General features: G+C 68.2%; 11 protein-coding genes and 1 tRNA gene. 6 read left to right on the top strand and 6 right to left on the bottom strand.

The features are described 5' to 3' along the window. Nucleotides 1-77: 77 nt before the first annotated feature. Nucleotides 78-1,277 carry a PucR family transcriptional regulator gene (locus A3ES_RS0105645; RefSeq protein WP_020385809.1) on the bottom strand — a complete coding sequence of 400 codons (1,200 nt, stop codon included), beginning with the start codon at nt 1,275-1,277 and terminating at the stop codon, nt 78-80. 113 nt (nt 1,278-1,390) lie between these two features. Between A3ES_RS0105645 and A3ES_RS0105640 the strand changes: the two genes are divergently transcribed. The 3 genes from A3ES_RS0105640 (at nt 1,391) to A3ES_RS0105630 (ending at nt 4,176) form a co-directional block, all read left to right on the top strand. Beyond that, nucleotides 1,391-1,969: a TetR/AcrR family transcriptional regulator gene (locus A3ES_RS0105640; RefSeq protein WP_026162578.1), complete on the top strand. Its 579-nt coding sequence runs from the start codon at nt 1,391-1,393 to the stop codon at nt 1,967-1,969. A 147-nt stretch (nt 1,970-2,116) separates the two neighbouring features. Next, complete coding sequence (locus A3ES_RS0105635) at nt 2,117-3,166, top strand: PHP domain-containing protein (RefSeq protein ID WP_020385807.1); 1,050 nt, start codon at nt 2,117-2,119, stop codon at nt 3,164-3,166. After that, nucleotides 3,163-4,176, top strand: coding sequence for a pirin family protein (locus A3ES_RS0105630; protein WP_020385806.1), 1,014 nt, complete (start codon nt 3,163-3,165; stop codon nt 4,174-4,176). The genes A3ES_RS0105635 and A3ES_RS0105630 overlap by 4 nt, the downstream gene beginning before the upstream one ends. Here A3ES_RS0105630 and A3ES_RS0105625 read toward each other — a convergent pair. The 5 genes from A3ES_RS0105625 to aceE all read right to left on the bottom strand — a co-directional run bounded on the left by A3ES_RS0105625 (nt 4,104) and on the right by aceE (nt 10,791). Further along, nucleotides 4,104-4,655 carry a hypothetical protein gene (locus A3ES_RS0105625; protein ID WP_157630351.1) on the bottom strand — a complete coding sequence of 184 codons (552 nt, stop codon included), beginning with the start codon at nt 4,653-4,655 and terminating at the stop codon, nt 4,104-4,106. The genes A3ES_RS0105630 and A3ES_RS0105625 overlap by 73 nt on opposite strands. Nucleotides 4,656-4,842: 187 nt before the next feature. Further along, the gene (locus tag A3ES_RS0105620) at nt 4,843-6,462 is read right to left on the bottom strand and encodes a helix-turn-helix transcriptional regulator (RefSeq protein ID WP_020385804.1); all 1,620 of its coding nucleotides are present in this window, start codon (nt 6,460-6,462) and stop codon (nt 4,843-4,845) included. Nucleotides 6,463-6,503: 41 nt separating this feature from the next. Beyond that, complete coding sequence (locus A3ES_RS0105615) at nt 6,504-7,607, bottom strand: flavin-containing monooxygenase (protein ID WP_020385803.1); 1,104 nt, start codon at nt 7,605-7,607, stop codon at nt 6,504-6,506. Beyond that, nucleotides 7,604-7,915, bottom strand: a complete 312-nt coding sequence (locus A3ES_RS0105610; RefSeq protein ID WP_020385802.1) for a hypothetical protein — start codon at nt 7,913-7,915, stop codon at nt 7,604-7,606. Before A3ES_RS0105610 ends, A3ES_RS0105615 begins: the two co-directional genes overlap by 4 nt. A gap of 137 nt (nt 7,916-8,052) precedes the next feature. After that, complete coding sequence (aceE, locus tag A3ES_RS0105605) at nt 8,053-10,791, bottom strand: pyruvate dehydrogenase (acetyl-transferring), homodimeric type (protein WP_237744868.1); 2,739 nt, start codon at nt 10,789-10,791, stop codon at nt 8,053-8,055. Nucleotides 10,792-11,090: 299 nt separating this feature from the next. Between aceE and A3ES_RS0105600 the strand changes: the two genes are divergently transcribed. From A3ES_RS0105600 to A3ES_RS0105590, 3 genes are all read left to right on the top strand, one after another. Further along, complete coding sequence (locus tag A3ES_RS0105600) at nt 11,091-11,537, top strand: DUF3052 domain-containing protein (RefSeq protein ID WP_020385800.1); 447 nt, start codon at nt 11,091-11,093, stop codon at nt 11,535-11,537. Nucleotides 11,538-11,544: 7 nt separating this feature from the next. Continuing rightward, nucleotides 11,545-12,021: a peroxiredoxin gene (locus tag A3ES_RS0105595; RefSeq protein WP_020385799.1), complete on the top strand. Its 477-nt coding sequence runs from the start codon at nt 11,545-11,547 to the stop codon at nt 12,019-12,021. A gap of 31 nt (nt 12,022-12,052) precedes the next feature. Beyond that, nucleotides 12,053-12,124: transfer RNA gene (locus A3ES_RS0105590), tRNA-Val, on the top strand. The last annotated feature ends 915 nt before the right edge of the window (nt 12,125-13,039 follow it).

Genomic DNA, 13,039 nt, shown 5'->3' with positions numbered 1-13,039 from the left:
TGACAACTCTCCCTGAGCCGGGCGCTTCGTGGAGCACAAAGCAGCACGAATTCTACCAGCCCGTCTTTGGAGGAATCCTACAAAACGTACGAACCCGGCTCCGGCTTGAGCAGGCGCCCGAGGGTCAGTGCGACACGTAACGTGAAAGCGTCTCGCGGATTCGACGGCGAGTAGCCCGTGAGATCGCCCACACGCTTCAACCTGTACCGGACGGTATTCGCATGGATGAACATCGCCCGGGCCGTCGCCTCGATCGAACCACCCGAGTCCAGGTACGCCGTAACGGTGTCGAGCAGCACCCCATCGCCCATCGTGAGCGGGCCGTAGACGTCGGTGGCGAGTTGCCTGCGCGCATGACCGTCTCCGGACAGTGACCTCTCGGGGAGCAACTCGTCGGCGTGGACCGGCCTCGGGGCAGCCGGCCAGGCCGGTGCCGCGCGGAGTCCGGCGACGGCGGCCCGGGCGCTCGTGACCGCTGACATCAGGTCTTTCACGACCGGCCCGACGACGATCGGACCCGGCCCGAACCAGCCGATCAGCTTTTGTACGATCTCGACAGGTTTACTCGTACCACCGAGTACCACCACCAGCCGGTCGCCCTGCATCGCGCAAAGAGCGTCGGCACCCGCGTCCCGCGCCGCATGCCGTACTGCGTCCGCCACGTTCGCGCTGCCCGACTCGGTCTCCAGCGCTCGCCCGACCACCACGGCGACTTCCGTAGTACTGGTGCCGGTCCAGCCGAGGGCGGAGGCGCGCGATCTGACCGACTCGTCCGCTTCGCCACGGATCACCGAGTCGACCACGAGTGCTTCGAGCCGGGCGTCCCAGGCGCCGCGCATCTCGGCGGCCTGCGCGTAGACGGTCGCGGCGGCGAACGCGACCTCGCGGGCGTACCGCTGCATCGACTCCCGCACGACCGGTACGTCGTCCGGTGGGAGCAGTTCGCCGATCGTGTTCTCGATCATCTCGATCGTGGTGCGGACCAGGTCGACGGTCTGGTGCAGCGAGATCACCCGGGTGAACTCGCGCGGCGCCGATCCGAACATCCGGGTCGGCATCGACGAGTGCGCCTCGGGGTCACGGAACCAGTCGACGAAGGCGGTGATGCCGGACTGCGCGACCAGCCCGATCCAGGACCGGTCCTGCGCGGACAGCTTCCCGAACCAGGGCAGCTTCTCGTCCATCGCGGCGATCGCGGCCGTCGCGAGGGCGCCGGTCGCGTTCTGCAACCGCTCCGCCCGCGCCTCGTGCGCCTTGACCGCTCGCTTGCTCACCACGTCCCGACCATACAGAGGTCGTCACGCCTTGAACGGACCGTCCGGGCCGAGGGCGAGTTCGGTGAAGCGCTCGGCCATCCTTTGGTGGGTGGCGTTGTCGGGGTGGAGTTTTGATGCCCCGAGTGGGAATGACGGCCGAGCGCTTGACGCTGGCGGCGGCCGAGCTGGCTGACGCGATCGGCTTCGACAAGGTGACGGTGTCGGCGCTCGCGCGTCTTTTCGGGGTGAAGGACGCGAGTCTGTACTCCCATGTCAAGAATGCCCACGACCTCCGGGTCAGAGTCGCCGGGCTGGCCCTGACCGAGCTCGCTGACCAGGTCGCCGCCGCGATGGCCGGCCGCGCGGGCAAGGACGCGCTGGTGGCGTTCGCCAACTCGTATCGCGACTATGCGAGACGGCACCCCGGCCGGTACGCCGCCATGCAACAAGACCTGGACGCGGACAGCCCAGCCGCTCTCGCCGCCCATCGACACGCGGACCTGACCCGGGCGATCCTGCACGCCTACGACCTCACCGACGACGCCCGAATTGACGCCATCCGACTCTTGGGCGCCACCCTCCACGGCTTCATCACCCTGGAACTGACTGGCTCCTTCCGCCACACTCCCCGCCCCACCGACGCCTCCTGGACCACCACCCTCACCGCCCTCCACGCCCTCCACGCCCTCCTCGCCAACTGGCCGGAGGACTAGCCGGACCGCCACCACTCACAAACCTCAGCCGGCTGGCTCCGGCCAGGCGGGCGCGGGCGTGCGTTGGGGCCGGCTCGGCAGGTTTGTGAGTGGTGGCGGTCCGGTTCGATCCGCTGGCTTGTCCCTGGGAGGCGGCATGATGGGGAGATGAGTGATCGGGCGGGTGTTGTGGCTGCGGTGGAGGCTTTGAGGAAGATCGGGTACTTCCTTGAGCGGGATCGGCAGCCGACGCATCGGGTCAAGGCGTATCGGCGGGCGGCGGACACGATCGAGGGGTTGCCGGCGGCCGAAGTGCGGGCTCGGCGGCGGGCCGGGACGTTGACCGAACTGGCGGGGATCGGGCCGAAGACGGAGGCCGTGATCATCGAGGCGATGGATGGCGCGACGCCGTCGTACCTGGTGAAGCTGGAGCAGGCGGCGGGGGAGTTGACCGCGGCTGGGGCTGGTACTGCGCTTCGGGCTGAGCTGAAGGCCGACCTGCATCTGCACTCGGACTGGTCGGACGGCGGCAGTCCGATCGAGGAGATGGCTCGTACAGCGGCCGCGCTCGGGCATCAGTACATCGCGCTCACCGATCACTCGCCTCGGCTGACCGTCGCCAACGGGCTGTCTCGCGAGCGCCGGCTGCAGCAGTTGGAGGTCGTTGCCGAGCTCAACAAGAAGCTCGGGGACGAGCTCGACGGATTCACGATCCTGAACGGGATCGAGGTCGACATCCTCGACGACGGCTCGCTCGACTGCGACAGCGAGATCCTGGCCCGGCTCGATGTCGTGGTGGCGAGTGTGCACTCCAAGCTGCGGATGGACGCGGAGGCGATGACTGAGCGGATGGTGCGCGCGATCGCCAACCCGCACGTCGACGTACTGGGCCATTGCACCGGACGCCTGATCACCGGCGGCCGCGGTACCCGGCCGGAGTCGCAGTTCGACGCCGAGGTGGTCTTCGAGGCGTGCAAGCAGTTCGGTACCGCGGTGGAGGTCAACTCCCGCCCCGAACGCCTCGACCCACCCCGCAGGCTGCTCTCCCTGGCGGTGGAGACGGGTTGCCACTTCTCGATCGACACGGACGCCCACGCCCCCGGCCAACTCGACTGGCAACTCTTCGGCTGCGAACGAGCCGAGGAGTGCGAGGTCCCCGCCGACCGAGTGATCAACACCTGGGACGCCGACACCCTCCGCGAGTGGATCGCCTCATGAGCAATCTGGAAGACGATCCGGCCGAAGGCACCTGTGGTGGGGAAGGCGCCGACGGTCCGGTGCTGGAGTTGCTGGAGGCTCGGTCTGTTGTGCTTGGGCGGACGACCAAGGTGCGGCGGTTGTTGCCGAACAAGGATCGCCGGATGGTCGGTGCCTGGTGCTTCGTCGATCATTACGGGCCCGACGATCTGACCGGCCGGGTCGACTCGTACGACGTACCGGGGGAGCGCGGCATGCTCGTGCCGCCGCATCCGCACACCGGTTTGCAGACGGTGAGCTGGTTGTTCGAGGGCGAGATCGAGCACCGCGACAGCGTCGGGTCGCACGCGATGGTGCGGCCCGGTGAGCTGAACATCATGACCGCCGGCAACGGCATCGCGCATTCCGAGGTGTCGCTGCCGGACGGTCCACCCACGTTGCATGGTGCTCAGTTGTGGGTGGCGCTGCCCGATTCGCAGCGGACGACGGTGACGCCGCACTTCAACGCGTACGCCGACCTGCCGGCGCTGGAGCTCGACGGTGCCCGGGGCACGGTCATGATCGGCACGGTCGCCGGTGTCACGTCGCCCGCACCGGCGTACACGCCCCTCGTTGGCGCCGACGTGCAGATCGACCCCGGACGGACCGTCAGCTTGCCGCTCGCCCAAGCCTTCGAGTACGCCGTACTGGTGGTCGGCGGCTCGCTCGGGATCGGTGAGCTGACCCCAGGTTTCGGTGAGATGGCCTATCTCGGTGCCGGGCGCAACGAGATCGAACTGATTGCCCAAGGCGACGAACCGGCCCGATTCCTCTTGCTGGGTGGGGAACCCTTCGAAGAGCAGCTCGTCATGTGGTGGAACTTCATCGGCCGCACCCACGAGGAGATCGTTGCCGCGCGCGACGAGTGGATGGCCTCGATCGACGCCCACGGCAACGACCGCTTTCCGTTGGTCCCCGGTTATGACGGCGACGCGCTGCCGGCGCCTGCTCTCCCCGGCACTCGGTTGAAGCCGCGTGCCCGGCGGCGGTAGTAGGCCCAGGTGAGGACGAGGAGGGCCGGACCCCAGAGCTGCAGCGGTGCGTAGCAACTGATCATCAACACCGCGGCGGCATCACTCGAGAACGGCAAGAAGTCGCCAGTGAAGACATCCCGGAAGCCGTAGGTCCAGATCGCGATCAGGCCGAGCGCACCGAGCGTCGCGGGGATGATCGCGGCGTACGGCGCGACGCGGCGCCCGCCGATGAACGGGATCCACCGTGGCGCCACCTCACCCCACGGCTTGACCAGCCCGAAAGCGGTCAATGCGACGGCCTCGGCGAACAGGCTCACGAAGACGATGTAGGCGGCCTCTCCCGCATTCTGCAGGTGCAGCGGCCGGCCGGTTTCGTCGAGCATCCCCATCGAGGACCCCGCGACCAGCCCGAGTCGCCACAACCCCGACGGCAGGGTCAGGAACGGAATGACATGGGCCAGGCGATAAGCCCAGCGCGGTACCGGATGCTCTGTCATGCCACCGAGCATCCCGGCGTACGGCGTACCGCGTCCTCACCCGGCGAAGGGATCGTGCTCCCTCCCCAGAGGGGTGGTCAGGCGGCGTGGCGGCGGATCCAGGGAGCGAGGAAGTAGAGCACCGCCGCGAAGGCGATCGTGACGATGGCCAGGCCACGCCCAGACTGCCCGGCTCCGGCTGGACTGACTAAAGCAGGTCGTGGTCGCGGGCGGAGGCTACGGCTGCCGTGCGGGACGGTACGTCGAGTTTGGTGAAGATGTTGGACAGGTGCCGGGCCACCGTCTTGTCGCTGAGCACGAGCTGCCGCGCGATCTCCGCATTGCTGTTGCCAGCAGCAACCAGACGCAGTACCTCGAGCTCGCGCTGGGTCAGGCCGCCCGGCGTGCTGCGCTGCAGGAGTTTCGCGACCTCCTCGCGGCAGGTGATGACGCCGAGCTCGGTGAACGACTGGAGCGCGGCGGTCAGCTCAGCAGTCGCCGAGTCTTGGTCGCCAAGACCCCGGAAGGCCCGCCCGACCAGGACTCGAGCACGGGCGACCTCGTACGGCGCCTGCAAGCCGGTCCAGAGTTGCGCGGCGTGCCTGGCTGCGGGCAGGGCGCGGTCCAGGTCGTCAGCCGCCAGGGCGACCAGCCCGGCGCAGTACGCCGCCATCGCGCGCAAGCCGGTACAGCCGAAGGCGTCCGCGATCTTCGTCAGCTCGCCGGCCACCTCTGCGGCCTCGTCACCGCAGTCGCTGGCGACGAGGATCTCGACCGCCGCAGGCAGCAGCCGGGACCGGTGCACGGGGTCGCCCGTTTCGGCGAGCAATCGCCGGATGGCGGCTAGTGCTGCCGGCCCGCGGCCGCGGGCGAGCCACAACAGGGCGAGACCAGGTTGGGGTTCGTGGCCGAAACCTGAGGCCTGCTCGTAGTAGGACTCGGCCAGGGTGAAGTTGCCGCGGATCCGCTGGACGTCCCCGCACTCGCTCAGCGCGAGCCCGGCCGCGCCCTGCGAGCCTGATGCGGCGTACCGCTGGCGGGCGAGTTCGAACTCCTCCAGCGCTTCACTGAACGCTCCGCGTAGCCGCAGGATCTGGCCGCGGTGCACCGCGCACTGGCCGGTGAACGGCACCAGGTCGGGCTGCGTGTCGCACCAGCGGGTCAGCGCGCTCGTCCACGCGGAGGCTCGGGCGAAGTCAGCCACTTCCTGGCAGGCTTCGATCATCGCGCAGTAGACGTTGCCCGCGAAGATCGGCGACAGTTCGCCGGCCGCGACTCCGACCATTGCCTCGTCCAGGAGCGCGAGGCCCTCCGGGACCTGGCCGGAGTACATCAGCAGCCGGCCCTGGCAGACCAGGCCCTGACCCACCAGATCGGGTTCGCCGAACCGGCGGCCGAGGTCGGCCATCTCGGCGCTGACTCGCAGCGCTGCCGGGAAGTCCTGCTGGTCGAGGTGCCGGAAGAAGTCGTGAATCAGGAGGAAGCCCCGTTCGACCACGTCCGCCGGCTCGTCCGCCAGCAGCCGCTGGGCCCGGCCGACCCAGCCGGCGGCGACCGCCGCCTCGCCGCGGGTGCTGAGGACCAGACCGAGCCAGAAGGCGAAGCGGACGGCACGCAGGGTGTGTCCACCCTTGACCTCGGCCTGATAGCCGCGCTGCAGCGCCCTGATGCACGCGTTGTCATCGCCGGCCAGGAACGCGGCGGTGGCGAGCTTCAGCAGATCGTCCGTGCCGAGGTCGGGGACCAGCGACAGCCGGTCGTAGACGGCTGCCCAGTCACGCCGTTCGAAGGCCTGCCGTGCCTGCTCGAGGTCGTCGACTATGCCCATCGCGTATCCCCCCTTGAGGCGAGGATACGCGCGTGGGCCCCTCAGGCGGCCGTGACAACTCGAGCGGCCCCGGAGCGGGCGACGATGCGCTTGGCAACGTATTCCGCGTCGCGGCCGACGCCTGGCAGCACCATCGAGGCGAAGGCGAACTGGAAGCACAGGCCGCAGAAGAACAGGCCGGGCGCACCGTCGGCGACACCGCGCATCTCCTCGGGCCAGCCGTCTTCGCCGATCACTGGCAGCTTGATCCAGTCGAACACCTGACGGAATCCGGTGCACCAGACAACGTTCGACACGTCCATCACCCGGCCGTCGTCGAGTACGGGCCGTCCGTCCTGGACGCCGGTGACCCGGTTGTGGACTCGCTCCACGCCCCGCTCGACCAGGTCCTCGCGCTTGACCCGGAGCATCGGCCCACCGTGGGCCCGGACCTCGTGCAGTTCCTTGCGTCCGATCGGCGTCCGCCGGGTGATCAGGTGCTTGCCGAGGAAGAGGAAGACCGGGAAGAAGACCCGGGCGCCCTTCTTCTCCAGCCGGACGGGGATCTGGCCCGGATCGCGGCCGCAGAGCACGGTCGGGTGCAGAGGAGCGAGTTCGTAGGCGATGTCGGTGCCCGAGTGCGAGCCGCCGACCACCAGTACCGGGCCGTCCTTGAGCTGATCGGGCCGGCGGTACTCGCTGGAATGAAGTTGCCGGATCGACGGGTCGAGGTCCACGGCGAAGTCGGGCAGGTACGGCGTACGCCCGAAGGTGCCGGTGGCAACCACCACGTTGTCGGCCAGGATCCGATGCTCGCCGGTGGTCACGGCGTACCGGCCGTCGCCCAGCGGTTCGAGCTTCTCGACCCTGGTCAGGTTCCGCACCGGCAGGTCGAAGCGGTCGGCGTACGACTCCAGGTAGTCGGCGACCTGGTCCTTGGTCGGGTACGACCACTTGTCGGCCGGGAACGGCAGGCCTGGCAGCCCGTCGTACTTGGCCGGCGTGTAGAGGCGCAGCGTGTCCCACTGTGCGCGCCAGTTGTCACCCACGCGGGCGTTGCCGTCCAGGATGACGAACTGCCGGCCCCGCTTCCGCAGGTGGTAGCCAGTGGCCAGGCCGGCTTGCCCGGCACCGATGATGACGGTCTCGATACTTTCGGTGATCATGCGAGGCTCCGCTCGTTTCGCAGCGCGCCGTGCGATCGGCGGGCAGGCCGGTAGCGCAAGCACCACAGCAGCATCAGCCCGGTCGACACGACGTAAAAGCCGTGCAGGGCCCAGATCGGCCCTACTGGCAGGTGCACCACGTAGATGCAATGGACGGCGTTGCCGACGTTGGCGAGGACGAGATTCGCGAGGCTGTACGACGCGAGATCCTTGGTCCGGAGCGCCTTCAGCACCATCGGCAGCGTGCTCGACGCGAACAGGAGGGTCGAAACCGTCCCCGCGAGAAGAGCAATGCCTGCGCCAGTCATGTCACTGACGGTAGGAGCGGACGGCCACCGCCCGCGTCGGACGCAATACCCAACTGCGGGTGCCCGGTACTACGTCATTTCTCGTACGACGAAGGGCCGCCCACCAGATCGGTGGACGGCCCTCAGACGGTGTTTCGTCAGGCGCCGGCGCCCTCTTGCTTGACTCCGGCTACCGCGGTCGGGTCCTCGATGCGGTATTTGCGGGCAGCCTCGGTGGCGACCTCACGCTTGACGTCGCCGCGCTTGGCCAAGATCTCCAGGGTAGCGACGACGATGGACTCGGCGTCGACGTGGAAGTGGCGGCGGGCGGCGGCGCGGGTGTCGGCCAGGCCCCAGCCGTCGGTGCCCAGCGACGTGTAGTCGTTCGGCACCCAGCGGGAGATCTGGTCCTGGACCGCGCGCATGAAGTCGCTGACCGCGACGACCGGGCCCTTCGTGTCCTTCAGCTGCTCGGTGATGAACGGGACACGCTCGTCCTCGTCCGGGTGCAGCAGGTTGTGCTCCTCCGCGGCGATCGCGTCGCGGCGCAGCTCGTTCCAGCTCGTCACCGACCAGATGTCGGCGGCGACCGAGTAGTCCTCGGCGAGGATCTGCTGGGCCTTGCGGATCCACGGCAGCGCGACACCGGAGCCGAGCAGCTGGACCCGCGGTACATCGTCGCCCTTGGCCGTCTCGTACTCGTTGAAGCGGTACATGCCCTTGAGCAGCGCCGCGATGTCGAGGTTCTCCGGCTCGGCCGGCTGCGCGACCGGCTCGTTGTAGACGGTGAGGTAGTAGAAGACGTCCTCCCCATATGGATACTGAACGGCTTGTTCCTCTGGTTTGTAGCCGTACATCCGGCGCAGGCCGTCCTTGACGATGTGCGCGACCTCGTAGGCGAAGGCCGGGTCGTAGTGCACGGCCGCCGGGTTCGACGACGCCAGCAGCGGCGAGTGTCCGTCCGCGTGCTGCAGTCCCTCACCCGTCAGCGTCGTACGGCCCGCGGTGGCGCCGATCAGGAAGCCGCGGCCGAGCTGGTCGCCGAGCGCCCAGAGCTGATCGCCGGTGCGCTGGAACCCGAACATCGAGTAGAAGATGTAGAACGGGATCATCGGCTCGCCGTGCGTCGCGTACGCCGTACCGGCGGCGATCATCGAGCCCATCGCACCGGCCTCGCTGATGCCTTCGTGCAGCAGTTGACCCTTGTCGGACTCCTTGTAGGCAAGGAGAAGGTTGCGGTCGACCGCCTCGTACTGCTGACCGTGCGGCGAGTAGATCTTCGCCGTCGGGAACATCGAGTCCATCCCGAACGTGCGGTACTCGTCGGGGGCGATCGGCACGATCCGGTGCCCGATCTCCGGGTCCTTCATCAGGTCGCGGAACAGCCGGACCAGCGCCATCGTGGTCGCCACCGGCGTCTTCTCGTTGCCCTTGCTGAGCGGCTTGTAGACGTCGTCACCAGGCAGCTTCAGCGTCTTCGGCCGGACCCGGCGCTCGGGCAGGAAACCGCCGAGCTGCGAACGCCGCTCCATCATGTACTGGTACTCCGGCGAGTCCTTGCCGGGGTGGAAGTACGGCGGGTTGTAGGCGTCCTCGAGGTCCTTGTCCTCGATCGGCAGGTAGAGCCGGTCGCGGAAGGTCTTCAGATCGTCGGAGGTGAGCTTCTTCATCTGGTGGGTCGCGTTGCGGCCCTCCAGCGCATCGATCGTCCAGCCCTTGACCGTCTGGGCCAGGATGACGGTCGGCTGCCCGACATGCTCCTTGGCGCTCTTGAAGGCCGCGTAGACCTTGCGGTAGTCGTGACCACCGCGGGGCAGCTTGCGCAGGTCCTCGTCGGACAGGTTGCGGACCATCGCCTGCAGGCGCTGGTCACCCCCGAAGAAGTTGTTCCGGATGTATTCGCCGGACTCGACGGCGTAGGTCTGGAACTGGCCGTCCGGGGTGGTGTTCATCTTGTTCACCAGCGCGCCGTCGTGGTCCTGGGCCAGCAGCGAGTCCCACTCGCGGCCCCAGACCACCTTGATGACGTTCCAGCCGGCGCCGCGGAAGTACGCCTCGAGCTCCTGGATCACCTTGCCGTTGCCGCGGACCGGGCCGTCCAGCTGCTGCAGGTTGCAGTTGACCACGAAGGTCAGGTTGTCGAGCTCCTCGCGGGCGGCCAGGCCGATCGCGCCGAGCGACTCCGGCTCGCCCATCTCGCCGTCACCCAGGAACGTCCAGACGTGCTGGTCGCTGGTGTCCTTGATGCCGCGGTTGTGCAGGTACCGGTTGAAGCGCGCCTGGTAGATGGAGTCCAGCGCCGCCAGACCCATCGAGACCGTCGGGTACTCCCAGAAGTCCGGCATCAGCCGCGGGTGCGGGTACGACGACAGGCCCTGGTGCGGGCCGCGGGAGACCTCCTGGCGGAACCCGTCCAGCTGGTCGGTGCTCAGCCGGCCCTCGAGGAAGGCGCGGGCGTACACGCCGGGGGAGGCGTGGCCCTGGATGAAGACCTGGTCGCCACCGCCCGGCGCGTCCTTGCCGCGGAAGAAGTGGTTGAAGCCGACCTCGTAAAGGCTGGCCGCCGACTGGTAGGTGGCGATGTGGCCGCCGACCTCCAGGCCCTTGCGGTTGGCCTTGCTCACCATCACCGCGGCGTTCCACCGGATGAAGGCCCGGATCCGCCGCTCGATGTGCTCGTCGCCGGGGAACCACGGCTCCCGCTCGGGCGGGATCGAGTTGATGTAGTCCGTGCTCCGCAGCGCGGGCACCCCCACCTGTCGCTCCCGGGCCCGCTCGATCAACTTGAGCATCAGGTAGCGCGCCCGCGCCTTGCCGCGTTCGTCCAGCACGGCGTCGAGCGACTCGACCCATTCCCGAGTCTCGTCGGGGTCGATGTCGGGGAGCTGGGTGGGCATCCCCTCGGTGATGATGGCTGGTGGTTCGTGTCCGGAAGCCACGGTGTCCTGCCGTTCTCTTAGTCGGTCCAACTCCTCGCAATCCTGTCACCTGACCGGAATGCGTTCTACTTCGCATCCACAACCACGCCCGATCTCGCCTGATTGGGTGGGTTCCCACCGGACACGCACCGTGTCCGGCAGGCGGATACCGGACACGCCACGGAACCCTCGTGCATACTTGCGCGACGCGGTAGGCCACGATGGACTACTGCTACTGACGCCTACCCCCGGCTACCGGGGACGACGGAGGAGGACACGTGAGCGCGACCGCGGACCACGCGGACGGCAAGAGCGGCGAGCCGAACATGGCTGGCCGGCTCGGCTTCGAGAGCGGCACGGTCGTGCTGGAGCTCGGCTACGACGACGACTGTGACGACGCCTTCCGCGACGCCATCGTGGAACTGACCGGCGAGGAATTCACCGGGGAGGAACCGGACGACGCGGTCGATGTCGTCCTGCTCTGGTTCCGTGAGGACGACGGGGACCTGGTTGACGCCCTGTTCGAGACGCTGACCGACCTGAAGGCCGGCGGAGCCGTCTGGCTGATGACTCCCAAGGTGGGCCGGGAGGGCTATGTCGACGCGGCCGAGATCGCCGAGGCGGCGCCGACGGCCGGGATGGCGACCACCAGCAGCCTGAGCGTCACCGACGACTGGTCGGCGACCAAGTTGGTGCTGCCGAAGTCACCCCGGGTCAAGAAGTGAGGTGCCGGTGACTGCTGTCGTCCCCAGGGTCGGCAGCCAGGCACCGGATTTCACCGCACGGAACCAGCACGGCGAGCCGTTCCGGCTATCGGAGTACCGGGGCCGGCGCGACGTGGTCCTGGTGTTCTACCCTTATGCCTTCAGCCGGGTCTGTACGAGCGAACTCGGCGCGCTCCGCGACCGGCCTGAGCTACTCGCCGGCGCGGAGTTCGTGGCGATCTCGTGCGACCCGATGTTCACCCTGCGCGCGTACGCCGAGGCGGAGCGGCTGGAGTTCGGGCTGCTCAGCGACTTCTGGCCGCACGGCGCGATCGCGTCGGCGTACGGGGTGTTCGACGCGGAGCGTGGGTGTGCGCTGCGCGGGACCTTCGTGATCGACCAGGCCGGGATCGTGCGCTGGTCGGTGGTCAACGCGATCCCCGAGGCGCGCGATCCGGACGAGTACGCGGAGGCCCTGGCAAGACTTCACCCCGGTCTCGGATAGACTCTGCGCTCCGCCAAATCCCGGCGGACCAGGGCGCTTAGCTCAGCGGTAGAGCGCTTCCCTTACAAGGAAGATGTCGGGGGTTCGATCCCCTCAGCGCCCACCTTTCCTTCGCGCTCAGCGTGACCTCTCCAGGCGTATCCCGGAAGACCATGCAGAGTCGGAGCGGCGAGACATCCTCTTCCCGCTGCCCACCTTCCAGCCGACCGGCCTCCATCCCTGCCAATCGGCGCCCAACCAGCCGCTCCACTAGCGCCTTATCGCGTCGCTAGCGCCTTATGGGGCCACTGGCCTGCTATAGCGCGCTAGTGGCCCCATTAGGCGCTAGTCGTCCCCGATCGGTCCGGTTCGCATCGCCGAGACACCACCGTCGCTGCCGCATGCACCTGTCGCGCCAAGACGGGGAAGGGGTGCCCGGACCGCCATGCACGCACCACCCGTCCCGACTGCGCCGACACGCCGAGGTAATCGCTTACCTGCCGAGCTGGGTGTGCATGGAGCTTCGTTGCCCCCAGCAATCACCCTGGGTCGAGCGCAACTCGTCCCTGATCTACCCGCTCCCGACCAACATCCCCCCGGGACCCGACCTACCTGCCCCAAGGCGCCCCGGGGCTCACACCTCGCCCGTATCCCCAATCCGGCAGGTCGGAGAGCCGGCATTCAGAGGACCAGCGCAACCGTCTGCACTTGGACGTTCTCCCGCAATCGCGTCGGCCCCTCGATCGGGTCATCCGACCAGGTGCTGAGGATCGAAGCGCCGGCGTCGTACTGGACGTGCACATCGTGCGGACCGCGCAGCTTCCCGCACTTCCCGTGATGGAGGCACAGGGGATGATCCCCTGAGGGCTCAGACAGGGACCCACTTGCCGGCTGGCGTGCGTACTGGATCGCAGCCCTTCGGGAGCGGACTTGCTGTGAGCCGCTGGTCTCAACTCACCCTGACACGCAGGCTCCGGCGACCAGTTCGCCACCGGGCCGCGACACGCTGAGTGACAGCCGGAATTTCTTAACAGTCAGC

It is taken from the genome of Kribbella catacumbae DSM 19601, from assembly GCF_000372465.1.
Lineage (GTDB): Bacteria > Actinomycetota > Actinomycetes > Propionibacteriales > Kribbellaceae > Kribbella > Kribbella catacumbae.
Note: the sequence above shows the minus strand (reverse complement) of the source record. Positions and strands in the feature narration are given on the sequence as shown.

Bases quoted from the DNA above. Each gene is read 5' to 3' on its own strand.
- aceE (WP_237744868.1), bottom strand. From the start codon at position 10,791: ATGCCCACCCAGCTCCCCGACATCGACCCCGACGAGACTCGGGAATGG.
- A3ES_RS0105635 (WP_020385807.1), top strand. From the start codon at position 2,117: ATGAGTGATCGGGCGGGTGTTGTGGCTGCGGTGGAGGCTTTGAGGAAG.
- A3ES_RS0105610 (WP_020385802.1), bottom strand. From the start codon at position 7,915: ATGACTGGCGCAGGCATTGCTCTTCTCGCGGGGACGGTTTCGACCCTC.
- A3ES_RS0105625 (WP_157630351.1), bottom strand. From the start codon at position 4,655: ATGACAGAGCATCCGGTACCGCGCTGGGCTTATCGCCTGGCCCATGTC.
- A3ES_RS0105615 (WP_020385803.1), bottom strand. From the start codon at position 7,607: ATGATCACCGAAAGTATCGAGACCGTCATCATCGGTGCCGGGCAAGCC.
- A3ES_RS0105640 (WP_026162578.1), top strand. From the start codon at position 1,391: ATGCCCCGAGTGGGAATGACGGCCGAGCGCTTGACGCTGGCGGCGGCC.
- A3ES_RS0105630 (WP_020385806.1), top strand. From the start codon at position 3,163: ATGAGCAATCTGGAAGACGATCCGGCCGAAGGCACCTGTGGTGGGGAA.
- A3ES_RS0105620 (WP_020385804.1), bottom strand. From the start codon at position 6,462: ATGGGCATAGTCGACGACCTCGAGCAGGCACGGCAGGCCTTCGAACGG.